At 62.8% G+C, this 26,510-nt stretch carries 28 protein-coding genes, 1 pseudogene and 1 riboswitch; of the genes and pseudogenes, 14 read left to right on the top strand and 15 right to left on the bottom strand.

All coding sequences use genetic code 11. The features are described 5' to 3' along the window. The first annotated feature begins 24 nt into the window (after positions 1-24). Positions 25-396 (top strand): glyoxalase superfamily protein, encoded by a 372-nt coding sequence (locus tag AC56QP_RS22435; protein ID WP_091585317.1) that lies wholly within the window; start codon positions 25-27, stop codon positions 394-396. Here AC56QP_RS22435 and AC56QP_RS22430 read toward each other — a convergent pair. Next, positions 393-1,256 carry a LysR substrate-binding domain-containing protein gene (locus AC56QP_RS22430; RefSeq protein ID WP_489858004.1) on the bottom strand — a complete coding sequence of 288 codons (864 nt, stop codon included), beginning with the start codon at positions 1,254-1,256 and terminating at the stop codon, positions 393-395. The two genes, AC56QP_RS22435 and AC56QP_RS22430, sit on opposite strands and share 4 nt — an antisense overlap. A 222-nt stretch (positions 1,257-1,478) precedes the next feature. Between AC56QP_RS22430 and AC56QP_RS22425 the strand changes: the two genes are divergently transcribed. After that, positions 1,479-2,429, top strand: coding sequence for a DMT family transporter (locus AC56QP_RS22425; RefSeq protein ID WP_489858005.1), 951 nt, complete (start codon positions 1,479-1,481; stop codon positions 2,427-2,429). A gap of 10 nt (positions 2,430-2,439) precedes the next feature. On the opposite strand, the gene AC56QP_RS22420 is transcribed toward AC56QP_RS22425, so the two are convergent. The 4 genes from AC56QP_RS22420 to AC56QP_RS22405 form a co-directional block, all read right to left on the bottom strand. Next, positions 2,440-4,038, bottom strand: a complete 1,599-nt coding sequence (locus tag AC56QP_RS22420; protein ID WP_489858006.1) for a tetratricopeptide repeat protein — start codon at positions 4,036-4,038, stop codon at positions 2,440-2,442. A gap of 138 nt (positions 4,039-4,176) precedes the next feature. Next, positions 4,177-4,548, bottom strand: coding sequence for a response regulator (locus tag AC56QP_RS22415; protein ID WP_489858007.1), 372 nt, complete (start codon positions 4,546-4,548; stop codon positions 4,177-4,179). A gap of 75 nt (positions 4,549-4,623) precedes the next feature. Beyond that, positions 4,624-5,166: a hypoxanthine phosphoribosyltransferase gene (gene hpt / locus AC56QP_RS22410; RefSeq protein ID WP_489858008.1), complete on the bottom strand. Its 543-nt coding sequence runs from the start codon at positions 5,164-5,166 to the stop codon at positions 4,624-4,626. A gap of 183 nt (positions 5,167-5,349) precedes the next feature. Further along, complete coding sequence (locus tag AC56QP_RS22405; protein ID WP_489858009.1) at positions 5,350-5,994, bottom strand: hypothetical protein; 645 nt, start codon at positions 5,992-5,994, stop codon at positions 5,350-5,352. Positions 5,995-6,299: 305 nt separating this feature from the next. Here AC56QP_RS22405 and ftsE point away from each other — a divergent pair, with 305 nt between their 5' ends. The 3 genes from ftsE (at position 6,300) to AC56QP_RS22390 (ending at position 8,760) form a co-directional block, all read left to right on the top strand. Next, on the top strand, positions 6,300-6,959 hold the full coding sequence (gene ftsE, locus AC56QP_RS22400; protein ID WP_023757234.1) for a cell division ATP-binding protein FtsE: 660 nt from the start codon (positions 6,300-6,302) through the stop codon (positions 6,957-6,959). After that, complete coding sequence (locus AC56QP_RS22395) at positions 6,952-7,941, top strand: cell division protein FtsX (protein ID WP_489858010.1); 990 nt, start codon at positions 6,952-6,954, stop codon at positions 7,939-7,941. Before ftsE ends, AC56QP_RS22395 begins: the two co-directional genes overlap by 8 nt. Before the next feature lie 96 nt (positions 7,942-8,037). Next, positions 8,038-8,760, top strand: a complete 723-nt coding sequence (locus AC56QP_RS22390; RefSeq protein ID WP_489858011.1) for a YdcF family protein — start codon at positions 8,038-8,040, stop codon at positions 8,758-8,760. Positions 8,761-8,767: 7 nt separating this feature from the next. On the opposite strand, the gene AC56QP_RS22385 is transcribed toward AC56QP_RS22390, so the two are convergent. Next, on the bottom strand, positions 8,768-9,400 hold the full coding sequence (locus AC56QP_RS22385) for a pyridoxamine 5'-phosphate oxidase family protein (protein ID WP_489858012.1): 633 nt from the start codon (positions 9,398-9,400) through the stop codon (positions 8,768-8,770). Positions 9,401-9,424: 24 nt separating this feature from the next. Beyond that, positions 9,425-9,895, bottom strand: coding sequence for a nuclear transport factor 2 family protein (locus tag AC56QP_RS22380; RefSeq protein ID WP_489858013.1), 471 nt, complete (start codon positions 9,893-9,895; stop codon positions 9,425-9,427). 338 nt (positions 9,896-10,233) lie between these two features. Here AC56QP_RS22380 and AC56QP_RS22375 point away from each other — a divergent pair, with 338 nt between their 5' ends. Together AC56QP_RS22375 and AC56QP_RS22370 are read left to right on the top strand one after the other, a co-directional pair. Next, the gene (locus tag AC56QP_RS22375) at positions 10,234-10,380 is read left to right on the top strand and encodes a hypothetical protein (protein WP_489858014.1); all 147 of its coding nucleotides are present in this window, start codon (positions 10,234-10,236) and stop codon (positions 10,378-10,380) included. 77 nt (positions 10,381-10,457) lie between these two features. Then, the gene (locus tag AC56QP_RS22370; protein WP_489858015.1) at positions 10,458-11,246 is read left to right on the top strand and encodes a lysophospholipid acyltransferase family protein; all 789 of its coding nucleotides are present in this window, start codon (positions 10,458-10,460) and stop codon (positions 11,244-11,246) included. An 18-nt stretch (positions 11,247-11,264) separates the two neighbouring features. Here the strand turns inward: AC56QP_RS22370 and AC56QP_RS22365 are convergent, their stop codons facing one another. The 3 genes from AC56QP_RS22365 to AC56QP_RS22355 form a co-directional block, all read right to left on the bottom strand. Beyond that, positions 11,265-11,891, bottom strand: a complete 627-nt coding sequence (locus tag AC56QP_RS22365; protein ID WP_489858016.1) for a LysE family translocator — start codon at positions 11,889-11,891, stop codon at positions 11,265-11,267. Between the two features lie 90 nt (positions 11,892-11,981). Next, positions 11,982-12,929 carry an aldo/keto reductase gene (locus AC56QP_RS22360; RefSeq protein WP_489858017.1) on the bottom strand — a complete coding sequence of 316 codons (948 nt, stop codon included), beginning with the start codon at positions 12,927-12,929 and terminating at the stop codon, positions 11,982-11,984. Positions 12,930-13,043: 114 nt separating this feature from the next. Next, positions 13,044-13,565, bottom strand: coding sequence for a gamma-glutamylcyclotransferase (locus AC56QP_RS22355; RefSeq protein ID WP_489858018.1), 522 nt, complete (start codon positions 13,563-13,565; stop codon positions 13,044-13,046). A gap of 133 nt (positions 13,566-13,698) precedes the next feature. Here AC56QP_RS22355 and AC56QP_RS22350 point away from each other — a divergent pair, with 133 nt between their 5' ends. Together AC56QP_RS22350 and AC56QP_RS22345 are read left to right on the top strand one after the other, a co-directional pair. Beyond that, the gene (locus tag AC56QP_RS22350; RefSeq protein ID WP_497101018.1) at positions 13,699-14,697 is read left to right on the top strand and encodes a DUF2125 domain-containing protein; all 999 of its coding nucleotides are present in this window, start codon (positions 13,699-13,701) and stop codon (positions 14,695-14,697) included. 7 nt (positions 14,698-14,704) lie between these two features. Then, positions 14,705-15,634 carry a sugar kinase gene (locus AC56QP_RS22345; RefSeq protein WP_489858021.1) on the top strand — a complete coding sequence of 310 codons (930 nt, stop codon included), beginning with the start codon at positions 14,705-14,707 and terminating at the stop codon, positions 15,632-15,634. Positions 15,635-15,810: 176 nt separating this feature from the next. Here AC56QP_RS22345 and AC56QP_RS22340 read toward each other — a convergent pair whose 3' ends face one another. Together AC56QP_RS22340 and hisC are read right to left on the bottom strand one after the other, a co-directional pair. Then, the gene (locus AC56QP_RS22340; protein ID WP_489858022.1) at positions 15,811-16,746 is read right to left on the bottom strand and encodes a prephenate/arogenate dehydrogenase family protein; all 936 of its coding nucleotides are present in this window, start codon (positions 16,744-16,746) and stop codon (positions 15,811-15,813) included. 6 nt (positions 16,747-16,752) lie between these two features. Then, positions 16,753-17,862, bottom strand: coding sequence for a histidinol-phosphate transaminase (hisC, locus tag AC56QP_RS22335; RefSeq protein WP_489858023.1), 1,110 nt, complete (start codon positions 17,860-17,862; stop codon positions 16,753-16,755). A gap of 135 nt (positions 17,863-17,997) precedes the next feature. Beyond that, positions 17,998-18,075: riboswitch (SAM riboswitch) on the top strand. Between the two features lie 120 nt (positions 18,076-18,195). On the opposite strand from hisC, the gene metX reads away from it, so the two are divergent. The 4 genes from metX to AC56QP_RS22315 all read left to right on the top strand — a co-directional run bounded on the left by metX (position 18,196) and on the right by AC56QP_RS22315 (position 21,913). Continuing rightward, positions 18,196-19,365, top strand: a complete 1,170-nt coding sequence (metX, locus tag AC56QP_RS22330) for a homoserine O-acetyltransferase MetX (RefSeq protein WP_489858024.1) — start codon at positions 18,196-18,198, stop codon at positions 19,363-19,365. Further along, a complete protein-coding gene (gene metW / locus AC56QP_RS22325) occupies positions 19,362-19,976 on the top strand; it encodes a methionine biosynthesis protein MetW (protein WP_269907823.1) in 615 nt (204 codons plus the stop codon). The genes metX and metW overlap by 4 nt, the downstream gene beginning before the upstream one ends. Beyond that, positions 19,925-20,755, top strand: a complete 831-nt coding sequence (locus AC56QP_RS22320) for a Stf0 family sulfotransferase (RefSeq protein ID WP_489858025.1) — start codon at positions 19,925-19,927, stop codon at positions 20,753-20,755. Before metW ends, AC56QP_RS22320 begins: the two co-directional genes overlap by 52 nt. A gap of 165 nt (positions 20,756-20,920) precedes the next feature. After that, a complete protein-coding gene (locus AC56QP_RS22315; RefSeq protein ID WP_489858026.1) occupies positions 20,921-21,913 on the top strand; it encodes a glycosyltransferase family 2 protein in 993 nt (330 codons plus the stop codon). Here AC56QP_RS22315 and AC56QP_RS22310 read toward each other — a convergent pair. Then, positions 21,910-22,296 (bottom strand): DUF1330 domain-containing protein, encoded by a 387-nt coding sequence (locus AC56QP_RS22310; protein ID WP_489858027.1) that lies wholly within the window; start codon positions 22,294-22,296, stop codon positions 21,910-21,912. The two genes, AC56QP_RS22315 and AC56QP_RS22310, sit on opposite strands and share 4 nt — an antisense overlap. 376 nt (positions 22,297-22,672) lie before the next feature. Between AC56QP_RS22310 and AC56QP_RS22305 the strand changes: the two genes are divergently transcribed. Next, positions 22,673-23,587 carry a glycosyltransferase family 2 protein gene (locus AC56QP_RS22305; RefSeq protein WP_489858028.1) on the top strand — a complete coding sequence of 305 codons (915 nt, stop codon included), beginning with the start codon at positions 22,673-22,675 and terminating at the stop codon, positions 23,585-23,587. An 89-nt stretch (positions 23,588-23,676) separates the two neighbouring features. Here AC56QP_RS22305 and AC56QP_RS22300 read toward each other — a convergent pair whose 3' ends face one another. Together AC56QP_RS22300 and AC56QP_RS22295 are read right to left on the bottom strand one after the other, a co-directional pair. Then, positions 23,677-24,480, bottom strand: coding sequence for a DUF1194 domain-containing protein (locus tag AC56QP_RS22300; protein WP_489858029.1), 804 nt, complete (start codon positions 24,478-24,480; stop codon positions 23,677-23,679). 84 nt (positions 24,481-24,564) lie between these two features. Then, positions 24,565-26,387, bottom strand: a pseudogene (locus AC56QP_RS22295) (ABC transporter ATP-binding protein/permease). Positions 26,388-26,510 lie beyond the last annotated feature (123 nt).

Here is a 26,510-nt window from a genome sequence, read left to right as displayed (position 1 = left end):
GAAGACTTCCCGAACGGTTGCACCATGCCGAAACTTGGCACTGTCACGCCCATCCTGCGCATCTTCGACATTGCCAAGGCACGCGAATTCTATGTCGGTTTCCTCGGCTTCGACGTGCGATGGGAACATCGCTTCGACGACAATGCGCCGCTCTACATGGCGGTCGGCCGCGATGACTGCGTCCTGCATCTCAGCGAGCATCACGGCGACGGCGCACCCGGCATTGCCGTGCGCATCAAGGTCGAGGACATCGCGGCCCTGCATCGCGAACTGACGGCCAAGAAGTACCGTTTCGCCAGGCCAGGCCTGGAGGAGACGCCGTGGAAGACCCGCGAAATATCGGTGAGCGACCCGTTCGGCAACCGGCTGCATTTCCATGAGGAAGCGGCGGGCTAGCCTTGCCTGTTGACGAATGCCTCACGGATCGCCTCTTCCATGCCGTCGATCGCCTCGCCGAAGGCATTCGGGTTGCGATGCATCACCACATTCGAGGAATCGACGTGGCCGAACCCGTCCGCCGAAGTCAGTTCCCGACAGTCGGCCGGAATGTTGCTGCGCGAGATCGGCGCGATCGCCAGGCCGGAGGTGACGGCGAGCTTGAGCCCGCCAGTGGTGTCGCTCGTATAGGCGACGCGATAGGCAAGACCGAGTTGCTCCAGCGATTTGATGGCGAAGTCCTTGCACCAGCCGGCCCGGTTGTAGAGCGCGATCGGCACCGGCCGCTCCTCATGCATGTGGTGCAGGTTCGATGTCACCCATACGGTCGGGTCGTGCATCAGCACTTCGCCGCCGGCGGGATCCTGCCATTCGAACACCACGCAGAGATCGAGTTCCCCGGCGGCGAGCGCCGCCAATTGCGCCCCCGAATGCGCATAGCGTACGGTGACCTCGACCTTTGTGTGACGTTTCGAAAATGCACCCAGCGCGCGCGACAGGATGGCCTGGCCATATTCCTCCGGGATGCCGATGCGCACCGGCCCGCCGAGCGGCGCTGCCGTCATCGAGGCAGCCGTCTCATCGAGCAGCGAGACAATGCGGCGGGCATTGACGATGAGTTCGCCGCCACGCCGCGTCAGCGCGACGCCGCGTGAACCGCGCTCGAACAGGCTGTCGCCGACCAGGCCTTCGAGCTTCTTCATCTGCATCGACACCGCCGACTGGGTGCGGCCGGCGAGCTCCGCCGCCTTGGTGAAATTGCCGGCCTCGGCAATGGCCACGAAGGTGCGCAGGAGATCACTGTCGAGGGTTGGCCGCATTCTATCCGCCATAAGGAAATTTGATCACTGGTATCATTCCAATTCGTTTGCAACATGTCAAACGCCGGATGATAGTCGCTGCACCCATTGGATATGCGGCTGTGAAATCAGCCGCGGACCAATCAAGAGTCCTCACTCGTGCCCGCTGCCCGAAACGGTGGCGGGTTCTTTTTAGCTTGCGGCAAGCGCGCTTGCGGCCCTGGTACTGGAGCCTGGATCCTCATGCGGAATCGGATGGTGCTCGGCATCCTGAGCCTGTGCCTGGGCGTGCTGGTGTTCTCGCTGCAGGATCCGCTCGTCAAGGCCGTGTCGAGCGGCTATCCGGTGACCGAAGTGATGGCGATCCGCTCGATCGTCGCCTTGCCGATCCTGATCCTTCTCGTCCACGCCGATGTCGGGCTGCATGCAATCCTGTCGCGGCGGTTCGGCCTGCTGACGATGCGCGCCTTCATCCAGTTCACCTCCTACACGGTCTACTATCTGGCCATCGCCGCCTTGCCGCTGGCCGACGCGGTGGCGCTCTATTTCATGGCGCCGCTGTTCATCATGGCGCTTGCCGGACCGTATCTTGGCGAGCGCGTCTCCTGGCGGACGCTGGCGACCGTGCTGATCGGACTGCTCGGCGTCGTCGTGATGTTGCGCCCCGGCGCCGGACTGTTCGACTGGGCGGCGCTGCTGTCACTGGGCTCGGCGGCGCTCTACGGTTTCTCGCAGCTGATGGCGCGCAAGATCGGCGATACCGAATCGTCCACCGTCATGGCCTTCTATCAGAACGGCGCCTATCTGGTCGGCGCTGCCGTGGTTGCCAGCGCGTTTCACCTTGCCGGCATAACCCACGCCGTCCATCCGAGCCTGGAATTCCTGGTGCGGCCGTGGCTGTGGCCGACGCTGCCGGATTTTCTCAAGATGGCGGCCTGCGGCTTCGTCGCCTCCGCCGGCATGATCCTGTTGTCGCAGGCCTACCGGATGGCGCCGGCCAATCGCGTTGCCACCTTCGAATACACCGGCATCCTGTGGTCGCCGCTGTGGGGTTTCCTGTTCTTCGCCGAGGTACCGCGATCGACGACCGTAATCGGTGCCGCCCTCATCATCGGCGCCGGACTGCTGGCGCTGAGCACGGAACCGCGCAAGGGCGCCGCGCCGGTGCTGGCCGTAACCAGAGACACCGCGTGAAGCCGGTTGATCAGCCGGAGAGAATTTCGATGAAGCGCTGAATGATAGGGCGAGTGGGCGAGTTCGTCTTGTCCAGTTCGAGAAACTTCTTGTAGGCAGCGATCGCATCGGGTTTGCGGTTGGCGTCGCGATAGCTGTCGCCGAGCGCGCTGTAGATTTCGGCCTTGTCCGGCGCCAGTTTCACGGCTGCGTCCAGCGCCTTCAACGCCTCTTTCTGCTTGCCTAGCGCCTGCAGGCAACGGGCATATTCCAGCCAATACGCGGCGTTGCCAGGCTCGATGGTCTTGGCGCGGTCATATCGCTCGGCAGCGGCATCCCATTTATGCAACAAGGCGAGCAGATTGGCATCCTGCGCCTGGGCCTCGGCATTTGACGGCGAATAGTCGGCGGCGTCGCGGAAAACCTTTTCCGCCTCTTCGTAGTTGCCATCGCCGATATACATGGAAGCCAGATAGGCGAAGGCAACGAGATAGCCGGGATCGAGTTCCAGCGAACGGCGCAGCAGGCTGACGCCTTGCTCCTTGTGGGCGCGATCGAGTTCGATCTTGCCGGCCTTGGCATAGTAGCGTGGATTTTCCGGATCGAGATCCGCCGCCTCGACCAGGAACTTTATCGCCTCGTCGGGCTGTTTGCGGGCCGTCGCTATGTCGGAGAAGCCTTCGATGGCAAGGGCGTTGTTCGTGTCGCGGCCATGCACCTCGTTGAACTCCGCCTGCGCCCCATCGAGGTCGCCGGAGACGCGCAGAACATTCCCCAGATTGAGGCGCGCCGGCAAAAAACCGGCATCGAGCGCTATGGCAGCCCGAAAGTCCTCGATCGCCGCCGGCAAGTCATTGGCGTTGTAGCGGATGAGGCCGACGAGATTGTAGGCCCATTTCGCATCCTTGTGGTGCGAGCGGATCAGCCGCCGCGCCAATGTGGTCGCCCGCAGCGGCTCTTTTTCGGCATCAGCCGCGATGGCGATAAACGGATCAAGGCTTGCCATGATGCTGGAGGCCGCATCGGTGAAATATTGCCGCTCGGCCTGGTCGCCGATCGCTGGCAGATCAATGATCTCGACCGCGTCGCGCACGACCCTCAGCCGCAAGCGCAGGCCCGCGCGGGCGCACTCGCTGTCGGAACAGACGAATTCTCCCGAAATGCGCGTCTCATAGGCGTTGAACAGCCGGCGCACGTGAAAGATCAGCGATTCGATCGAGAAGCCGGAATCGGGGAAGGAAAACTCGACGCGGCGAGACTGTGGGATGGCACTTATGCTTGCCTTGCTGGTCTTGGCCTTGGCTGTGACGTCCTGCAGGCCGTCCCAAACACGGCTTGCAGCGACATCGGCGGTCAACCCTTCCTTGGCAAGCGCGTCCGGCACGGCGACCGGCTCGATGACCACCTCGTCACGGCGAAATTGGCTCACCAGCACCGGGAAGACAATGATGACCGCGACCAAGAAGAGCGCATTCAGGAAGATGCTGCGGACTGTCGTCGACCACGTGTCGAAACCGGCAAGCGAAAATCGCTCGTGCAGACGGCGTGGTCGCGGCGGCGGCGATACCGGAATTCCCGCCATTGCAGGCTGCTCGCCCGTCGATTCCACCTTGCGACGCTGCCGCGTCATGCCGCCCACCCCAATCTGCCCCAGAGCATATTAGGGGATGCGAAGATAGATTGTCACGTGGTCCGGTTTTTTTGCGGCGACGTGGTTAGCGCCCCGTCCGGATCGAAGACACCGCCGACCTGGATGCGCGAGCATGCCCTAAGCGAAGCAGGCGATCGCTTTTTCAACCCGAGCGCGGATTTCGGCGAGTGTAAAAGGCTTTTGCACGACATCGAGGATGATGCCGTTCAACTCCTCGGCACGCTCGCGCTGGTCGGCATAGCCGGTCATCAGCATGATCTTCATCGACGGGAACAGCGCTGCCGCCGCAATCGCCATCTCGATGCCGTCCATCTCCGGCATGCGGATGTCGGAGACGACGAGATCGTAGCGGCCATGCGCGGCCTGGATCAGCGAAAGCCCTTGCGCGCCGTCCGCGGCGATATCGATTGTGTGCCCGGCGCGTTCGAGCGCGCGGGCTGCGAGAGTGCGGACGGACTCATCGTCCTCTACGATCAGAAGCTTTGCCATGGCCGGCATTTTTGGCGGCGAAAAGTTGACTTTTCCTGAAGGCGCGGCGGGTCGACGAGCCTTTTTGGAAGTCGCTCAGACGTCACCTTTGACGACACCGACAAACGGCAGTTCGCGAAAGGCATGGGCAACGTCCATGCCGTAGCCGACGACGAAATAATCGGGACAGTCGAAGCCGACATAGTCGGCGGTGAGCGCGGTCTGGCGGCGCATGCGCTTGTCGAGCAGCACGGCGATGGAACAGCTTTTCGCGCCGCGCGACAGCATCAGGTCGCGGGTGAAGCTCAGCGTCTTTCCCGATTCGAGGATGTCGTCGATGAGCAGCACGTCACGGCCGGCAACCTCATTGTCGATATCGCGCAGCACCCTCACCTCACCGCTGGTGGTGCCGGCGCCGTAGCTGGAGATGAAGATGAACTCGACCTCCGGCGACAGGCCGACATCATGCATGGCGCGGATGAGATCGGCGGCAAAGATGAACGAGCCCTTCAGCACCGAAATCACTAGCAGGTCGTGATAGTCATGCTCTGCGATCTCCTTGGCGAGTTCGAGATTGCGGCGTGCGATCGCCGATGCTGAGAACAGGACTTCGATGTCCTTGCCGCGTACAACTGGCATTTTTCGCCCCCTCAAGATTTTTACCCAAGACGCCTTCACGCCCTGCGTGTGTGAGATTCAGGTCAGCCAAGCCGAGAACGGCGGTTTCCGAGAACCGGAGCGGAGCGTACTTAAAGTACGTGGGCACCGGAAGCGCAGGGAACCGCCGTTTGCAGGCCGGCCTCACCTGAATATCGACACATGCTATTGGGCGAAGGTGACCAATACAGTCCTTACGCCGTTCTTAGGCACGTCGAGGCGGCTGGCAAAGCCGAATCTTTCGCCCGATGCCAGCGAACGGCCGGATGTCCCCAACGTATAGCGGGTCAAGCGTCCGTCATTGCCGGTCACCCGGATTTCGAGCGGCGGCAGCAGCGCCGGTTTCGTTCCGTCATTGGCGGCCTCGCCGTCGACGAATAGTACGGGGTTCGGCCCCGAGGCGTCGACGCGTGACGTGACCCCCGAAATGGTCAGCGCGGACACTTGCCCTCCAGACAGGAACGGCGCCTGGCGCACCAGCGCATGCCCGCCGGAGACCCAGAAAGCGGCAAGGGCGGCGCCGATGCCGGCGATCCAGAAGATCGGTCCGCCGCGCGCGGCCGGCGGCCGCTCAGCCGGGGCCTCGGGCTTGCGCAGCATGTCCATGCCCTCGATGGACGGCGGAATGATCGCCCGCGGCGGTGGCGATGCGCTTTCAGCGGCAGGGACAAGGCGTGGCATCACCTCATAGTCGGCGTCGATGATATCGGCCGCCGATCCGCGCATGATCCGGTCCGCGACGGCATTTGCCGGCGGATCGGTCATGATTTCGCCGGAAACCGGGCGCGCGGTTCGATCCTCAGCCATCATGGCCCCAGCATTGCAGCACGTGTTCGCTTTTCGTTTCTTTTGCGTAAACGCAAATGGTTAACGCTTCCCCACCGGAGCCCTCGTGACGAGCCGAAAGAGCCCAGGAATTAACCGACGGTTAACCATGCCGGCCGATGGTCTTTTCCCAGAGCAGGCTGGCTTGCCGCCGCCAGAGCCGGATGATTTCAGGTCAAATCGACCTGAAATCTGAATCCGCCTCTAAACTAAGAGATAGAGCATGATGTCGTCTGAAAACCGCCTCACACTTTTCGGCATCATGCTCTAGAAATTTCAGGTCGTCGAAAGTGATTCGCTTCGAAAATGTCGGCCTCCGCTATGGCATGGGTCCGGAAATCCTCCGCGACATCTCCCTGCACATCCCGGAGCGCTCCTTTCAGTTCCTGAGCGGACCTTCGGGCGCCGGCAAGACGACCTTGCTGCGTCTGCTGTTCATGTCGCTGAAGCCGACGCGCGGGCTGATCACCATCTTCGGCAAGGACCGCTCGCGCATCTCGCGAAGCGAACTGCCGCATCTGCGGCGTCGCATCGGCGTGGTGTTCCAGGATTTTCGCTTGCTCGACCACATGACCACCTACGAGAATGTCGCGCTGCCGCTGCGCGTGCGCGGGCGCGAGGAAGCAAGCTATCGCACCGATGTCACCGAGCTGTTGAAATGGGTTGGCCTTGGCGAGCGCATGCATGTGCTGCCGCCGGTCCTGTCCGGCGGCGAGAAACAGCGCGCCGCGATCGCCCGTGCGCTGATCGAACAGCCGGAGATCCTGCTGGCCGACGAGCCAACCGGAAACGTCGATCCGCCGCTGGCGCGACGCCTGCTGCGGCTGTTCATCGAGTTGAACCGCCTCGGCACGGCGGTGGTGATCGCGACCCACGACCTCGGCCTGATGGAGCAGGTCGACGCACGCCGCATGATCCTGGCTGGCGGAAGGCTGGACATCTATGACTGAGCTGTCCGCCGAACATCTTGACGACCACGACGCCGAAGCGGCCGTGGCAAGACCGCGTGCCCAGCGCAAGATGGCGCCTATCGTGCCGGCGCAGAACATCGCCGGGCGAGCGCTGGTGCTGGTCATTGCCATCATGACCTTCCTGTCCTGCCTGACTTTTGGCGCGGTGACGCTGGTGCGCGACACCGCCTCGGTCTGGGAGAACCAGATCTCGCGCGAGGCGACGATCCAGATCAAACCGGCCGATGGCCTCGACATGGAGGCGGCCCTTGCCCAGGCCTCGCAGATCGCCGGCGAGTTTCCCGGCGTGAAGGCGACCCGAATCATCGACCGCGAGGCGACGGCAAGGCTGCTGGAACCCTGGCTGGGTTCCGGCCTCAACATCGACGAGCTACCAGTACCGCGCCTGATCATCGTCACCATCGACGAGAACAGCCCGCCAGATTTCGCCGCCATGCGCGCCGCGATCACGCCGAAACTGCCGAGCGCGTCGCTTGACGATCACCGCACCTGGGTCGACCGGCTGGTGGCCATGGCCCGCACCACGGTGACCATCGGCATCGCCGTTCTGGCGCTGATGCTGTCGGCGACGGTGCTGACCGTGGTGTTCGCAACGCGCGGCGCCATGGCCGGCAATGGCCACATCATCGAGGTGCTGCATTTCGTCGGCGCCGAGGCGCGCTTCATCGCGCGCGAATTCCGCCGGCATTTCCTGGTCACCGGCATGAAGGGCGCCACCGCCGGTGGGGCGGCGGCCGTGCTTGTCTTCATCGTCTTTTCCTGGTGGTCGTCGCGCAACATCGCGACACCGCAGGCCGACCAGGCAGCCGCCCTGTTCGGCAATTTCGCCATCGGTTCGGCAGGTTATCTCGGTGTCGTGCTGATGGTGCTGGTGATCGGCGCGCTGACGGCGGCAACCTCGCACGCCACCGTCGTCGCCTATCTCAGCGACATCGACGTCCGGCAACCGGATGCAGGCTGACGACATGGAAAAAGCTCGGGTGATCACGGATGGAGAATTGGCGTAACGCAAAGTGCGTCTTTTACCTACCAAAGGCCGCATTTCGGGGTTAACCATATGGAGATGGACGCGCGGGATTCGACCGGGACGGCTGGACAGATGCCAGTGGTTGCTTGTTTGCACGACCACGGCAAGGCCGGCCGTTTGAAGACTGTCCTGCGCATTTCCGCCCTGTCCCTGCTGGTGCTCGCGACATTGTTTGCCGGCGGTTTCGGTTGGTTCGCCAACAAGGTCAGCCATCTGACGACGCCCGCCAACCCGGCCAAGGCCGATGCAATCATCGTGTTGACCGGTGGTCAGTCACGCCTCGATGCGGCGATGGATCTGCTGGCGTCCGGAAAAGGCGAGCGGCTCTTGATCAGCGGCGTGCATCCCTCGGCCAGCCGCCGCCAGCTTCAGGCCGCGACCGGCGGCGACAAGAGGCTGTTTTCCTGCTGCGTCGATATCGACCGCGCCGCGCTCGACACGATCGGCAATGCCGAGGAAAGCGCCAAATGGATTGAAAGCCATGCCTATGGCACGGTGATCCTCGTCACCAACAATTATCATATGCCTCGCAGCCTGCTGGAAATGCGCCGGCTGCTGCATGGCGCCAAGCTCGAGCCCTATCCGGTGGTGAATTCCAACCTCGACAATGGCGGCTGGCTGACCAAGCCACGGGCGCTACGCGTGCTGTTCACCGAGTACAACAAGTATCTGCTGGCGCTGGCGCGGGGTATCGTGCCGGTCAAGCCAACACCCGACGGCATCGCGCTGGCCGAGACAGCGGCCGGCGGCTAAACCCGTTTCATTCCCCGGCGCCGACCTTCGAGGCGCCTCGAAGGCGCACGATTTCCTGTTCAAGCTGTTCGATGCGCCGATCCCGCTCGGCAAGTGCCGCCGCCACATCGGCGGCCTCGAACCGTTGCGGAATGTGCTGTGGGCAATTGGCGTCCCAGGCCGAAACCGTGAACAGGATGACCTGCTCCGGGCGCGCCTTGTAATCCCGCGGCATCAGCCTTGCCATCAGTTCAGCGTCGCCTTCCACGACCCGCGCGGAGCCCCAGATCTTGATGCGCTGGCGGTGGGCGTAATCGATCAGGAACAGGAAGGCTCGCGGATTGTCGGCCAGATTGCCCTGGGTGATGAACTGCCTGTTGCCGGAAAAATCGGCGAAGCCGATCGTGTGGTCATCCAGCACCTTGAGGAAGCCGGCAGGGCCGCCACGATGCTGGATGTAGGGCTGGCCATCGCCATTGGCCGTCGACAGGAACACGCTGGTCTGCATCTCGATGAAGGCGGCAAGGTCTGGCGTGATATCAGCTTGCCAGCCGCCACGCTCCTCGACCCGGGCATAGGACTGACGTGAGCCCTTGCGGGCCTGGATCGCCTTGACGGTCGGCGTGAAGGCGACGTCGCTGGTGAAAGCATGCGCGTTCATCGAAAGCCTCCTTAGGGAAAGGTGCTAAAGCCCGAGCTCCGACAGCGACGGGTGGTCATCCGGCCGGCGGCCGAGCGGCCAGTGATATTTGCGGTCGGCCGCGCCGATCGGCAGGTCGTTGATGCTGGCGATGCGCAGGCGCATCAGGCCATGTTCGTCGAATTCCCAGTTCTCGTTGCCATAGCTGCGGAACCATGAACCACTGTCGTCGCGCCATTCATAGGCGAACCGCACGGCGATGCGGTTGCCGTGAAAGGCCCAGACCTCCTTGATCAGCCGGTAATCGAGCTCGCGGCTCCATTTCCGTGTCAGAAAGGCCTGGATGGCATCGCGCCCCTGCAGGAATTCAGCGCGATTGCGCCAGCGGCTGTCTGTCGTGTAGGCGAGCGCGACGCGTGCCGGGTCGCGGGAATTCCAGGCATCCTCGGCCATGCGGGCTTTCTGCGCGGCGGTTTCGGCGGTGAAAGGCGGAAGCGGTGGGCGGGCTTGGGACATGGCAACTCCTCTGCGATGAATAAGTGGAGACCGGAGAATAACGCTGACCCGCTCCGGATTCAGGCAGCATCGCGGACAGAAATAACCAGAAAATCGATTTCGGTGCCGGCAACCTCATTGATAGAGTTGGTCCAGGTGTTCAGAGCGACACGCCGGCGTTATATGCACCTTTCCATTTGATGGATGTAGACGTCATATTTGCAATCAACCATTCCATTTTCCGGAAGAAGTGATGGGCCGCCGCGACGGTGGAGGCCGGCAGCCTTTCCGCCGCAAGCCGCTCGGGCATTCCGCTTGCGAGCGTCAGCCGATCGATGCTGGGGTTGCCGACGTGGGGTATGACGCGAGTGCTTTCCGACCAGATCGTCGCCGTTCTACAGTCAGGGGTGCACACCGGCCAGGGCCGGCTGCCGGTGAAACTGCGCGCGTTCCTCGATTTCGCGGCGCCACGCCTGAGGGAACGTCTGGCGCAAGCAAGCTGGTAGAATGAGCCGTATCGCCCTGTTTCCTTTTTGCCCGCGCTTGGTGTAACCAACGCACACCTCCTCACCGGACCTCCCCCATGCTCTATGTCAGATCGCTGGCGTTCAATTTCGTCTTCTACGTCAATCTGATCGTCCAGATGATCCTCTGGACCCCCTACTATTTCCTGTCACCCCGTCACCGCGCCTGGTTCGTGCCGAAATTCTGGTCGCGCACCTCGATGTGGCTCTATGACAAGATCGCCGGCACGAAGAACGACATCACCGGCCAGGAAAACCTGCCTGAAGGCTCCTTCATCCTGGCGCCCAAGCACCAGTCGTTCTGGGACGCGATTGCCTTCTTCCCCTTCCTCCAGGATCCGCTCTACATCCTCAAGCGGGAACTGACCTGGATCCCGTTCTTCGGCTGGTACATCATGAAGATGCGCATGATCCCGGTCGACCGCGGCAGCCGTTCCAAGGCGCTGAAGGCGGTGGTTGCCGCGACCAAGGAAGAGATGGCGCGCAATCCGCGCCAGCTGATCATCTATCCCGAGGGCACGCGCCGGGCGCCGGGCGACGAGCCGGCCTACAAATACGGCATCGTCGAAATCTATGCGCAGCTTGGCGTCCCGGTGGTGCCGGTAGCCCATGTCGCCGGCCTCTACTGGCCGCGTCGCAAATTCCTGCGCTATCCCGGCACCATCAAGGCGCGCTTCCTGCCGCCGATCCCGCCTGGCCTGAGCAAGGATGAATTCATGGCGCGGCTGATCGGTGAGACCGAGGCTGCCTGCGACCAGTTCCTCATCGAGGCATCCGGCGCCCCAAACCCGCCTGCCCTGCCGCCAACGGCGGTGAAGCGGCTGCGGGAGCTCGGCGCGAAGCCGTGAAGGCCCTCGGCCGGGCAATCAGCCGTAAACAGCCAGCACCGTGGTCAGCACCAGCGTCGCGGCAAAAACCAGGTTGATGATCCGGGAAGTGACAGGCTTGCGCAGGAAGCGCGCGAACACCGCGCCGGCGAGAAGCCACACTGCGTGGATGACAACGATCATCCCTGCCAGAACCGTCAGCTTCAGCCATGGGCCAAGCTCAGCTCCGCCCTGGTTCGAAGAGGCTCCGGCAAAGACAGCGGCGATCGCCACATAGGCTTTGGGGTTGGCGACCGCCAGCAGAAACCCGGCCAGCCATGTCGGGCGCGCAGCCTCGGCCGCGCGCACCGCCAAGGGCGGTGCCGTAGCGATCTTGAAGGCGAGATAGAGGATGTAGGCAGCGGACGCGACAACCAGCATCGGCGCCAGCATCGGCATCGACCCGAGCATCGCCACGATCCCGGTCGCCACAACGAGCAAGACCGCGGCCGTGCCAAGAACGATCCCGCAGGTATAGCGTAGCGAATCGCGCAGGCCGAAGGCCGCGCCAACAGCGGTAACGCTTATCGTTGCCGGACCCGGACTGCCCATGACCACAGTGGCGGCCAGCACCAGAGCGAGCAGCGGTCGCCAGAACTCCGGTTGCGAGAGAAGCGGCTCAGTCATTGCACCCTCTGTCTTGCCACGAGCGCAGGACGCTATGGCAAGACAGGAGGGTCGTCTTGGACGTTCGTGCGCGTGGCGCTCGCCGAAACCTCAGCCACTCGCCTTGTCGAGTTCGGCCATGTCATCGGCCGTCAGCTTCAACGACGCCGCCTTGATCAGACTGTCCATCTGACTGGGCTTGGTGGCACTGGCGATCGGCGCGGTGACACCTGGCCGCGCGATAACCCAGGCAAGCGCCACTTCCGCCGGCTTGGCCAAATGCCTGGCCGATACCGCATCCAGTGCGGCGAGGATGCGCATGCCGCGCGCATTGAGGTAGTCTTTAACCCCGCCGCCGCGCTCGCTTTGGCCAAGATCGGCCTCGCTGCGGTATTTGCCGCTCAGAAAACCCTTGGCCAGGCTGAAATAGGTGATGACGCCGATCTCCTCGGCCACGCACAGATCGCGCAACGGCCCATCGAAGGAAGAGCGATCGTAGAGATTGTATTCCGGCTGCAGCACCTCGTAGCGCGGCAGGCCGCGCAGGCTCGCCACGTCGAGCGCCGCGCGCAACTGCCCGGCATCGAGGTTTGAACAGCCGGCATAGCGGATCTTGCCCTTGGCGAGCAGCTTCTCGTAGGCGCCAAGGGTTTCCTCATAGGGGGTAGCCGGATCCGGCCAGTGCGAGAGATAGAGGTCGATGACGTCGGTCTGCAGCCGCTTCAGCGACGCGTCGACCGCCTTTTCGATATAGGCGGCGGACAGGTCCTTGTGGCCTTGCCCCATATCCGAACCGACCTTGGTGACCACGATGACCTTGTCGCGGTTGCCGCGGTCCTTCATCCACTTGCCGATGATCGTTTCCGATTCGCCGCCCTTGTTACCGGGCACCCAGCGCGAATAGGCGTCGGCCGTATCGACGGCATTGAGGCCGGCGCCGACAAAGCGGTCGAGCAGATCGAAAGAGGTTTTCTCGTCGGCGGTCCAGCCGAAGACATTGCCCCCCAGAACCAGCGGCGCGATGGAAAGGTCGGTACGACCGAGACGGCGTTTCTGCAAGACGGATCTCCGTGATGATTGGACGGGCGGATGGCCGCCCAGCTTCGGGACCTAACCTAGGTCTTGCCTCATCGAGGTCAAAGGCCTGGCCGCCTTTTCCGCAGATCCAGCGCTTCACAAAGGCGCGACCCGCCTGGCGACATCCTCGAGCCAGTGGTCGCGAATGCCCAGCGCCTCGAGGTGTTCCAGCGTGCTGAACACATAGTCCTCGTTGTTACCGGATTGGCCCACCGCGCCGCGCACCACGGCCGCCGCATGCGCTGCGTCCAGTGCACCGGCATACTGCTCATGCCCACGGTCGACGATGTATGCCACCGCCTCGACCATCCCGCCACCGCTGAGGCGAATCTTGAGCGTGCGCTCGAGATAGACGTTGGTGACCAGCTCGCGCTCGCGCAAATAGGCGATCACCTCGGCGCGCAATTCGCCGGGAACCCGGAACGCCAGGCCAACGCAGGAGCCGCCATGGTCGAGGCCGAGCACCAGCCCCGGCCGTTCACGCGTGCCGCGATGCACGAAGGAGTAGACGCAAAGCGAGCGCCGGTAGCCGTGCAGGCGGGCGCGCTGTGTCTCGACATGCGCGAAACCCGGCCGCCAGATCAGCGAACCATAGCCAAACACCCAAAAATCGCCCATATCGCCGCGCCTGATTGCAAAAGATGCCAACACCGCACCGAATCGGTGTTTTTTCCGCCCGTCTCTGTCTACCTATTGTTGTCGGAATCGAAGCTCCGTCCACCAATACCCATGCGTTAATGAGAGCCAAAGCATGACGTCAAGTGACGAACGCCAACCGAGTAACCGTCGCCGCCTGTGGTGGCTTGCGGCGTTCATCGTCATACTGTTCGCCATCTACAGCGGCGGCTGGTTCTATCTGGCGGACCGGGTCAGAAGCGAGGCCGACAAGGCAGTTGCCACGCTCAACAAGAGTGGCGTCGAGGCCGGCTGCGCCAATCTCCAGGTCAGCGGCTACCCCCTGAGCTTTGTCATCTCTTGCGACAACCTCGCTTATGAGGACGATGCCAGGAACATCGCCGCCTCGGCCGGCAGTTTCAATGCCGTCGCCCAGATCACCCAACCCTTGTCGCCGGTCGCCGATCTGCGTGGTCCGCTCAGGACCTCGGTCCCGGGCATGGTGCCGCTGTGGATCGACTGGGACAATCTGCAAGCCAAGGTCAAACTGTCATGGCCGCTGCCACGACGGATCTCGCTGCAGGCCGAGGGCCTGTCAGGCCAGACCGACCCGGCCGACGACACCGATCCGGTGCAGTTGTTCAGCGCCGGCAAGGCGGCCGGCCAGTTGCAGCCGAACAGCGGCGATATCGACTATCTCGGCAGCTTTGGCGATCTCGAGATCAACCCCGACGCAATCGGCGGGCGCGTCCTGCCGCCCCTCGATGCCAGCGGTGACGCCACGTTGAAGAACGGCATTGCGCTGATCGGCACCCACGTGCAGAGCCTGCGCGGCCAGAAGATCGAGATCCGCAACCTCGACCTGTCATCGGGGACGGCGCGCGTTACGGTTTCCGGACCGCTGTCGGTCGATGCCGACGGCCTGATCGATGCCGATCTGATGATCAGGCTGAAGGATCCGAAGGCCGTGGCGGCAATCCTCGGCACCGCCATCCCCGAGCAGAAAAGCCAGATCGAACAGGGCTTTGGCGCTTTGGCGATGCTCGGCAACGAACCGTCCATGCCGCTGAAGGTGGTCAAGGGCAAGGCCTCGCTCGGCTTCATCCCGCTGGGCAAGATCAAGCCGGTTGAATAACCCTTCCATGGCAAGACCGGTGAAGCTGCTGAGTGTTGGCGCGCTGACGCTGGACACAATCCTGCGTGTCGAGACACTACCGGCGCATCAGGGAAAATTCATCGCCTCCGACGGCGTCCAGATCGCCTCGGGCATGGCGACGAGCGCCGCCTGCGCCGCGCATCGCCTGGGCGCCGACGTGGCGCTGTGGGCGAGTGCCGGCGATGATCCGGTCGGCGACCATCTGGTTGCCGCGATCGAGGCCGAGGGCGTCGATTGCGGCTTTGTCCGCCGTGTCGGCGGCGCCCGCTCCGCGCTGGCCTCGATCCTGGTCGACGCGCAGGGCGAGCGCATCATCGTGCCGTTCTATGACAGCCATGCCCAGGCCGATCCCGAGGCCCTGCCAGCGGCCGACCTTTCCGCATTCGATGCCGTGCTGGTCGACGTGCGCTGGCCGGGTGCAGCAGCGCTTGCACTGAAGGCGGCGCGTGCCATCGGCCGGCCGGCGATTCTCGATGCCGATACCGCGTCAAGCGATGTGCTGGAGCAGCTCTTGCCGCTGGCGTCCCACGTCGTGGCCTCGGAGCCGGCGGCGCGCATTCTGTGCAAACAGGATCTCGACCCGCGCCGGGCCTGCGAGGCACTTGCCCGGCGCACCGACGCCTTTGTCGCGGTCACCGGCGGCGCGGCGGGAACCTGGTGGTTCGATCGCGCGGCGGAATCAACCCGTCATGTGGCGGCGCCAAGGATCAAGGCGGTCGACACGCTTGCCGCCGGCGATGTCTTCCACGGTGCCTTTGCCGTCGGGCTGGCGGAAGCCATGCCGGTCGAGCAGGCGTTGCGTTTTGCCAGTGCCGCCGCCGCGCTCAAATGCCTGCGCTTCGGTGGCAGGCTCGGCGCCCCGGACAGGGCCGAGACGCTGGCCATGGTTGCGGCGACCTGGCCTGCGCCACCATAGCGTCATAAGGTCTGTTGAGATTCAGGTCAGGCCGAGTCGGAGTCGAAGACGGGCGCGAAGCGACCAAACAAGGTGGATTCCGAGAGCCGGAGCGGAGCGTACTTTCGGGTACGTGAGCACCGGAAGCGCAGGAAAGCGCCGTTTGCAGGCCGGCCTCACCTGAATCTCAATAGACCTTAGCTCTTGGCCGGGTGCTCGATCGCCTGGCGGCCGAAGTCGGGTACGTCGATGTCCTGGCCGGCCTCGATGATCGAGCGGCGCACGGCCCGGGTGCGGGTGAACAGATCGAAGAGTTTTTCACCGTCGCCCCAGCGGATCGCCCGCTGCAGCGACGCCAGATCCTCCGAGAACCGCGCCAGCATTTCGAGGATGGCGTCCTTGTTGTGCAGGCAGACGTCGCGCCACATGGTCGGGTCGGAGGCAGCGAGACGGGTGAAGTCGCGGAAACCGGAAGCCGAATATTTGATGACTTCGGACTTGGTCACCGACTGCAGATCATCTGCGGTGCCGACGATGTTGTAGGCGATGATGTGTGGCAGGTGCGAGACGATGGCCAGCGTCATGTCGTGATGCTGGGGGTCCATCGTGTCGATGTTGGCGCCGCAGCGGCGCCAGAATTCGGAAAGCCTCTCCAGCGCATCCGGATCGGTGTCCTGCAGCGGCGTGAAGATGCACCAGCGATTGTCGAACAGGTCGGCGAAACCGGCATCCGGCCCCGACTTCTCGGTGCCCGCCAGCGGATGGCCGGGAATGAAATGCACGCCGGCCGGCACGTGCGGCTGCATCTGCGCGATGACCGATGCCTTGGTCGAGCCGACATCGGTGAGGATCGCGCCCGGCTTCAGTGCCGGCGCGATTTCCTCGGCCACCGCGCCGGATGAGCCGACCGGCACCGAGACGATGACCAAATCGGCATCGCGGACCGCCTCTTTCGCGTCGGTGGTGTAGGAATCGCCTAGCCCAAGCTCTTGCGCCCGCGCCAGCGTCGCCGTGCTGCGGGTCGAGATGGCGACGTGACCGGCCAGCCCCTCGCGGCGGATGACGCGGGCCAGCGACGAGCCGATCAGGCCGATGCCGACCAGCGCGATCTTCTCAAACATCGGTGATGCCATGGTGCTCTAGCTTTTCAGGAATGTCGTGAGTGCGGCGACAACGCCGCGATTGGCCTCTTCGGTGCCGATGGTCATGCGCAGCGCGTTGGGAAAGCCATAGCCGGAAACGCGCCGCAAGATATAGCCGCGCGCGGTGAGATAGTCGTCCGCCGCCGCTGCGGAGTGTTTCTGGTCGTCGGGAAAATGGATGAGGACGAAATTGCCGACGCTGGGCGTCACCCGCAACCCAAGCCCCGTCATCTGTTCGCTGACCCAGGCCAGCCAGGTCTCGTTGTGCGCGACGCTGCGCTCGACATGGGCGCGGTCGCGGATCGCCGCGATGCCGGCCTCGATCGCCGTTGCATTGACGTTGAAGGGGCCACGCACACGATTGATGGCGTCGACGATGTGCATCGGCGCGTACATCCAGCCGATCCGCGCCCCGCCAAGACCGATCTTGGAGAAGGTACGGGTCATCACGACGTTCTCGGCGCTGCCGACCAGCTCGATGCCGGCTTCATAGTCGTTGCGGCGGACATATTCGGCGTAAGCCGCGTCGAGCACCAGCAGCACATGCCTGGGCAGGCCGGCATGCAGGCGGCGCACCTCCTGGAACGGCACATAGGTGCCGGTCGGATTGTTGGGATTGGCGAGGAACACGATTTTCGTGCGCGGCGTGACGGCGGCCAGGATGGCATCGATGTCGGCGCGCTCATCGGTCTCCTTGACCGCCACCGGGACGGCACCTGCCGACTGGATATAGATCTTGTAGACCATGAAGGCGTGTTCGGTGAAGATCGCCTCGTCGCCGGGCGCCAGATAGGTCTGCGCCAGCAGGCCCAGAATCTCGTCGGAACCGTTGGAACAGATGATGTTCTGTGCGTTGAGGCCATGCACCTCGGCGATCGCTTCGCGCAGCCGCCTGGCGGTGCCGTCGGGATAGATGTCGAGCTTTCCGGCAATCTCCCGCGCGGCTTCGATCGCCTTCGGCGAGGGCCCAAGCGGATTCTCGTTCGACGACAGCTTGTAGACCTTGGCGACGCCGGCCGGCGCCGTGCTCTTGCCCGGCACATAGGCGTCGATGTCCATGATGCCCGCGCGCGGGGTTGGACGTGCCTGATCCGGTGTCTGCTTCATTTCGAGATATCCATCGAGAAAGGCTCCCGGCGGGAGCCGCAGCGGAAATACAAGCCATGACCGGCAATGTCGAGAGGTGGCGGTGGTGCCAGTGGCCGGCATTGACGGCAAGGCGGGCGAGTTCTAGAAGGGCAGCGACAGTTCCGTGGTGATTTGGCCGGTCGGCTTGCAGCCACGTTAAACAATTCGCTAAAGGGCCGTTTGCGTGACGTAACCGGCTTTGCGAAGGCATTGCCGGTTTTTTATTGTCCGCGACCGGGCGGATGAGCGCATCGGCCCGAAAATCGGCAGCGATTTTTCGAAAAGCATGATGCGGAATGGTAGAGAGATGTGATGGCCGCTCTGCGCGCTGGAAAGACCAACAACGAGGCCGACCAACCGTCGAGCCCAGTGTTGCGTTTTGGACCTGACAAGCCGCTCAAGCTCGACGCCGGCACGCTGCTGTCGCCGTTCCAGATCGCCTACCAGACCTATGGCACGCTCAATGACGCGCGTTCCAATGCCATCCTCGTCTGCCACGCGCTGACCGGCGACCAGCACGTCGCCAACACCAATCCGGTGACCGGCAAGCCGGGCTGGTGGGAAGTGCTGATCGGCCCGGGCAAGATCATCGACACCAACCGCTTCTTCGTCATCTGCTCGAACGTCATCGGCGGCTGCCTGGGCTCCACCGGCCCAGCCTCGACCAATCCCGCCACCGGCAAGCCCTATGGGCTCGACCTGCCGATCATCACCATCCGCGACATGGTGCGCGCGCAGCAGATGCTGATCGACCATTTCGGCATCGAAAAGCTGTTTTGCGTGCTCGGCGGCTCGATGGGCGGCATGCAGGTGCTGCAATGGGCGTCGAGCTATCCGGAGCGCGTCTTCTCGGCACTGCCGATCGCCACCGGCGCCCGCCATTCCTCGCAGAACATCGCCTTCCATGAGGTTGGCCGGCAAGCGGTGATGGCCGATCCGGACTGGCATGGCGGCAAATATTTCGACTATGGCAAACGCCCGGAAAAGGGGCTGGCGGTGGCACGCATGGCCGCCCATATCACCTATCTGTCGGAAGCCGCCCTGCACCGGAAATTCGGCCGCAATCTGCAGGACCGCGAAGCGCTCACCTTCGGCTTCGATGCCGACTTCCAGATCGAAAGCTATCTGCGCCATCAGGGCATGACCTTCGTCGACCGCTTCGACGCCAATTCCTATCTCTACATGACTCGGTCGATGGACTATTTCGACCTCGCTGCCGACCATGGCGGTCGATTGGCCGATGCTTTCGCCGGCACGAAAACCCGCTTCTGCCTGGTGTCCTTCACCTCGGACTGGCTGTTTCCGACGGAGGAGAGCCGCTCGATCGTGCACGCGCTCAACGCCGCCGGCGCATCGGTGTCCTTCGTCGAGATCGAGACCGACCGTGGCCACGACGCCTTCCTGCTCGACGAGCCGGAGCTGTTTGCAGCCATCAACGGCTTCATCGGTTCTGCGGCACGGGCGAGAGGGCTCGCATCATGAGCGTCAACCGCGACCAGCGTGTCGACCTCGAGGTCGTCGCCAACCTCATCCCGCCGCAGTCTCGTGTGCTCGACGTCGGTTCGGGCGACGGCTCGCTGCTCGAACTGCTGCAGGACACCAAGCAGGTCGACGGCCGTGGACTCGAACTGTCGCAGCGCGGCGTCAACGAATGCGTGGCGCGCGGCCTCTCGGTCATCCAGGGCGATGCGGACAAGGATCTCCAGTTCTATCCCGACAAGGGCTTTGACTTCGTCGTGCTGTCGCAGACGCTGCAGGCCACCCGCAACCCGAAGCTGGTGCTCGACGAACTGCTCAGGATCGGCAATCGGGCGATCGTGTCCTTCCCCAATTTCGGCCACTGGCGGGTGCGCCTGTCACTGTTCCTCAACGGCCGCATGCCGGTGACCAAGGACCTGCCCTATTCCTGGTACGACACGCCCAACATCCACTTCTGCACCATCCGCGACTTCGTCAACCTGTGCGACGAGCTTGGCGCGACGGTGGAAAAGGCAACCGCGCTCGACGCCAACGGCCAGAAGATCGGTCTGTCGATGCCGTGGTGGTTCTGGAATTTCTTCGGCCAGCAGGCGGTGTTTTTGCTGAGACGGTAGCTTTGTTCGCCATGAACCTATTTCGCAAACGTCCTTTGCCAGTTGAAATTCCGCCAGACATCCTGGCTGGGATAAAAGCCGGAATCTTGATCTGCACCTCACCGCGTAGCGGCAGCAATCACCTCGCTGGGTTGATGGCAGCCGTCGGACTTGGCAACCCCCTGGAATGGTTCGGCGGCCGCCGGGTTCTCGAATTGCCGAACTATCCTCGCGATCCCCGTGCCCAGGTCCTCCGTGCCTTGACGGACGGGCGATCTACATCCGGAGTTTACGCAGTCAAACTGTTTGCCAGCCAGTTTTCCCAGGTGGCCAAGACTGTGGATCTCCCTGCCAGCCTTCCAAGATCGCGCTATGTCCGTCTGACTCGCCGCGATCTGCTTGGTCAGGCAATTTCGTGGACGCGCGCTCGTCAAACCGGTCGGTTCCGCTCGACCGAGGCCAGTCGGCAGGCCCCACGCTACGACGGTGCGGCGATCGCGGAGTCGCTTGAAAAAATCGCGCTCGAAAATCTGGCCTGGGATGTCTGGCTGGCGAAGAACGGATTGCCCTTCCTGTCATTGATATACGAGGAAATCTTGGAGGCCCCACGGGCGAGTCTCGAGAAGATCGCATATCTGGCTGATACCAAGATCACCTTTGAGCCTACCTCTGTCCCCAACTCTGGTCTCGAAATTCAACGAGACACCGTCAATGCGGAATGGAGGGAGCGTTTCTTGTCGCAGTATTCCGACACCTCGAGATTTCTGGCCAGCAATCGTCGTGTTCGAGTTTTTCGATAGTAATCCGCGCTCAGGTTCCGATTTGATCGTAAAGGCAATCCGCCAGAGTACACCTGATCGCGGAGCGCCATGTGAAAACGATGTCGCTCGATTGGCAGGGGTTGCCTTTACATTGGGTTGCGGGAACTATAGCCACCCAGGCACTGATAACTGGTCGGTGCAGAGATGGCTGAAGAACGCACAACATATTCACTCGTCGTGGAAATGGAGAACGCCAGGTCCATCGATTGGGCCGAGGTCGGCGTTGGGCTGAAGGCCTTGGCGCGTGAAATTGCCGTCGTTTCTTCGAACGGCTTGGCAAGACCCAAGGTTGTCATTGCCCACGGCGGCAGTGACACGGATGCAAAATCTCTTCTTGACGACATCACGGCGGAAGCGCCGCAACTGGAACAGGTTGCCGACCTGATCTTTGCCGCTTGCCCAGGGGGACGATATTATGACCTCAAGAACAATGGAGTCCTGAGGGCAGATGGAGATGTGGTTGTCTTAACCGATTCCGATACGGTTCCGGAGCCGGGGTGGCTCTCGGCTCTCCTTGGACCTTTTGAGGACCCGGAGATTGTCTGCGTAAACGGCTACACATATCTTTTGTACGACGATTTCTTTTCAAGGACGTTTGCCTTGATTTGGTTTTTCCCGATGGCGCGGGGAGACAAGCGATTTGCGTCGAAACGGGCCATCAACGCCAACAATATAGCCTTTCGACGTCTCTGGATTACAGACAACCCTTTTCCGAAGCACAATGGCTTCAAGGTTTCCTGCACTTTGCTTATGCGTAAACTGCAACGCGAAGGCCATGAAATTCAAAACGTCAACGCGCGTGTCTACCATTACGCGCCGCGCGGCTGGAAATTCTTTTACTGGCGTGCGCTGGTAACCGGCCGCGATGCCGATCGGAAATTTGTCGAGCTTAGTTCACCCAGCCGCATGCAACGAGTGGTCAAGTCATTCAGCCGTTGGTTCACCATGTCCTGGCGTACAACGCGGCGTATTGTGGGCCATGCCCGCGAGACAGGGATGCCCCTTTGGCAAATTCCCTTCTCCCTTGTCGTCGGTCAGGCATTTTATGGCCTGGCGTTTTGGGGTCAGTTCAGTTTCGCAGCTGGTATCGTCCGGGACGAAATCGAACTCGTGCCGGACTATGTCGGACACAGCTAGATGCTTTGCGGCGGTTCTTCGAATTGCGCCTGCAAATGTCGAATTGGTCCAGGAGCAACCGACTGCTTCAGGACATCCGTGGCCCTGTGCGGATGTCCAACGCCGGTAACGAAGATCACGTCGGATTCCGAATTCTCGGTTCGCAGCCCCAGGATCGCCTGGTAGGCGGGCGATTTGTACCATGCGCTCACATGTTGTCTGTCCGGGAATTCGATGACGATCAGATGTCCCGGCCAACTGTTCTCCACGACCTCGAACTCGCCGCCATGGACGACGAAGCGACCGCCGAAGGGCTCCAGCGTGGCATCGATCTTCTCGAGATATTCGACGATCCACGGTCCTGGCGTGACGTGGCGCATATGGGCAACGGCGTAGGCGATCATGACTGTACTCCCTCTGCATCGAGGCCGATCAGCCCGGCCTCGCAAGGGCAATGTGCCGAAACACCGACCCCAAGGCGATTACGCCCGAGGTAATGGAATTGCATGCGGTCTGGCAGAGGGTGGACCGACCTCTTCGTTGGTGATTCGCCCCCTTTTTCCGGCAAGGCTGTTGCAATTGGAACGCTAGGGGCAGGAATTCGTCATTTCACGCGGGGTTGGGCACCGGCGCGGTGAGTGACAGGGGCGGCTGTTTTATATAGCGTCGCGTCGAATACGATTCAGGTGTGGCGGAGGGGGAAGTCCGATCCATTCGACCGTTGTGAAAATCGAAAAGTCCTGGATCGCGCATCCTTGCGCGGGAAACAGCTGACGCGACATGGTCGGAATCACCGAACCCCTAATCACGGTCATAACGCCAACGCACAACCGGCGCGAAACAGTGCTGCGCGCGGTGGAAAGCGTGCTTTCCCAGAGCATGCCGAGACTTGAGCATATTGTCGTCGACGATGGCTCGACCGATGGAACCGAGGCCGCGCTAGCCCGCATTCGCGACCCGCGGCTGATCTATGTCGGCGCGAAATGGCGAGGCGCCAACGCCGCCAGGAATGCCGGCATCGAGCGGGCGCGGGCGCCTGTGGTGACATTCCTCGATTCCGACGATGTCTACCTGCCGCACCGGCTCGAACGAACCCTGGCCTGGTTTGATGACAATCCGGTGCTTCAGGTCCTGATCAGCTCGTTTGTCTCCCTGAAGGGCAATCGCGCCACCAACTGCGTCAACCGCGATGTGTTCCTGAGCCCGACGATGCTGGAACGGGCGCTGGTCGCGCAGACGATCTTCATTGCCGGTTCAGCGATAACGGCCCGTCGCGAGGCCTTGCTGGGCATTGGTGGCTACGACAGCGACATCACCCGGATGCAGGATCGGGAATTGCTGTTGCGTCTTGCCCGGCGCTTCGGCGCGCAATTGTCCGAGGACATGGACTGGACCAAATACAATTCGGAGAATTCGATTTCGGGCCGCCGCGACGGCTATGTCGAAGCCTATGCGAACCTGATGGGCAAACACCCGCATATTGCCCGCTCCTACCCGCACATTCCGCCCTACATGATCTCGCGGCAGATCATTGCCGATATCCTCAGAGGCCGGATACCGGAGGCATTTGCGGGTTATATGGCCAACCGCTCGTCGACAGCGCTCGGCTACTCGCTGCCGGAACTGATGCACGGCTATGTCCGTGGCCGGCGCTGGCGCCGTGATCTTAAAAGGCTTGGTGCTCGTCCGGCCTGATACATGGCCCCGAAAGCGTGCCTCGGGCCTGATCCGGGGGTGGGCAGCGGCCTTGGACAGCGACATGCCCAAGCAGGTACGGCGCGAGCTCATCGGTCGAGTTCCGGAAAAAACGGATCGGAATAGAACCGTCTGTCCCGTTCGCCTTGCAGACAGTCGATGGCAGCCGCGGCATCGACGGGAACGACCCTGCCCCTATCCTGAACACCGCTGACCTCGAGGATCAATTTGCGCCGGATGGCCGTGGAAAACTCGGCGGCCGCGTGGATCGGCAGCACGAAGGAACCGGGTCCTCCGGTCACGCACTGGGCATAATATTGATCGAGATGGCTGAAGGTGGGCGACGGGCTGATCAGGATCGGCAGGCCGTTGACGACGATGCCTTTGGCGATGGCGGCATCGCGTGTCGTGGTCACCGGCGGCCCGATATTGTTCGGGCCATCGCCGGAAATATCGATGACGCTGCGTTCGCCCCGGAAGGCAGTCCGATCGAAAAGCTCTGCGCCGAAGGCAAGCGCCCCGGAAATCGAGGTGCCGCGAAAGCTGCGGAACGGGCGAGCCGCGACCTTGTCGGCAAAGCTGTTGGCGCTTTCGGCGCTGTCGATGATTTGCCAGCCGATGACCCCGTCATCGCGCACCGTGCCCGCCCATTCGAAATAGGCGAGCGCGATACGGCCCGTGTTGCCGGCGCGGATCGCCTTGATGAAATCGGGATGCCGCAGCGCCTCGACATAGCCGGCGCGCTGCAGGGCGAATTCCCTTTCGTCCATCGACAGCGAGATATCGACAGCCAGCACCAGCTCGACGTCCACGGCCAGCGCATCGGGCGGCGAGGCAACAGGAGCTGCCTGGGCGCAGGCAAGACAGGCAAGCAGGCGGAGAGCATCAAGCATGGCCAGCGCCGAGGTTGTTTCTGCTGGGAAGCTTCCCTCGCGATCACGGCGAAATAAAGCTCTGCGCCGTGGCCCGGACGCGGCCTACCTCTTGCGGCGCGCGGCGACCGGCGGCGGTTCGATCGCGCCGGCCCTGATACGGGCAGGTTTCAGGGCCGGTGCAGCGGTATCCTTCATGATGGTCAATGCGCGTGGAAAGAACCGGATGTTGTGCTGGCCGCGTCCGATGTTGAGGATCGCGGCTCCGGGCAAGCGCTTCTCCAGCATCGACAGCACCCGCCGCAGCGAGGGTCCGTCGAACGCGTCCATGGCTTCGTCGATGATCACCCATTTCGGCTGTCGCAAGGCGAGCCTGGCGAAGGCCAGCGAGCGCTGTTCGTCATCGCCCAGTTCGTGTTCCCAGCGCGCGGAACGATCGAGCGAGGACGCCAGGCGCTCGAGCCCGACCTCGGCAAGCACCTCCGAAATCTGGGCATCACTCGCCGGCGCGGGTCCGTTCGAATGATCGAGGATCTCGCGCAACGTACCGGCAGGGAAATACGGGACGCGCGGCACGAATATGAGGGTTTCCCCTGCCGGCAGGCCGATCCGTCCGCGCCCCCATGGCCACAGCCCGGCGATGGCGCGGAAGAACAGCGTCTTGCCGGCGCCAGGGTCGCCGGTAATCATGACGCGCTCGCCAGCGCGGATTCGACATGCTGGTCGGCGAGCCTGGTGCACCCCTCCGGCGACGCCACTTCGAGTTTCTCGAAGGTCAGGCTGCCACCAGGGTTCTCAACGAACTCGATACGTTTTTCCGTGTCGTGCAGCACATCGGTTTCACCGAGCGCGATGCGGAAATCGGCAACGCGCATCAGTGTGGCGCGCCAATCGGCGATGCTGCCGATGTTGTTGATGAACCAGCGCAAGGAGGAATGGACCTGATTGAAGGCGCCGACCGCCATCATCAGCCCGCCAAAACTGATATCACCTGCAAAATAGACCGGCGAGGCGACCAGGATCGGTGCCACGACGGTGATCCAGCCATAGGTATCGGTGACCCAGGACAGGTTGATCTGGGCGGTGTAGATGCGCCGCATGGCGCCGAGCACCGTGCCGAGGTCGAGTTCGAGCCGCCGCCTGGCGTCGGCCTCGCCATGGTACAGCGCGATGGCATCGACATTCTCGTTGACGCGCACCATCGAGGAGCGCAGTTCCGCTTCCCGCGTGTAGCGGTCGCTGTTGAGGCGGATCAGCGTCCGGCCGACCAGCCAGCTCAGCCACGAGGCGGTCCCGGCATAGAGGATGGCGGCCCAGACCATGTAGCCGGGGATCGCCAGGGAGGTCCCGCCAATGTGGAACACGAAGCCCGAAGACAGTTCCCACAACACGCCGACGAAGGACACCAGCAGGATGAAGGACTGCAGCAGTCCGACGCCGAGGTCCGTCGACAAGTCGGACAGATGCGCGGCGTCCTGCTGCATGCGCTGGTCGGGATTGACGCCGATGGCGCCGGCATTGGCCAGCCGGAAGGCGCGCGCCGGCCGCGTCCACTGGTCGATCAGGTCGAGCGTCAGCGCCTCACGTAGCTTCAGCCTGATCATCTGGTTGAGCCAGGTCTGGCCGATATTGAGCACCAGAAGTCCCCCGGCTATGGCCGCGAAGACGAGAAGCTGGTGCAGGAAGGCGGACATGTCGCGGCGTGCAAGCGCATCGTAGAACGGCTGGTTCCAGCGGTTGAGCAGAACCTGGCCGATCGACGTTGCGATGATGACGGCCACGATGCCAACCGAGGTCCAGATCAACCACTTGCGAACCGGTGACCCCATCAGCGCCTGCTTGATCGTCACCACCTGATCACGCAGGCTGCTGGCTTCGACCGCCGCAACCGGCCGGGCGAAAACGTCGAAGTCCGGTTGATCAGCCATGGCCAAGGTCCTTGCGTTCAGAAGCGGTGCTGAAACCGGATGGAGAGACTTGACGGCATTGGTCCTTCAACGAGCCGCGCATGACAGATAGGTCGGGAAAAGCCGCGCGCCGCAAGTTTTCAC

It is taken from the genome of Mesorhizobium sp. RCAM 05104 (genome assembly GCF_059683645.1).
This window is presented reverse-complemented; position numbering and strand designations above follow the sequence as displayed.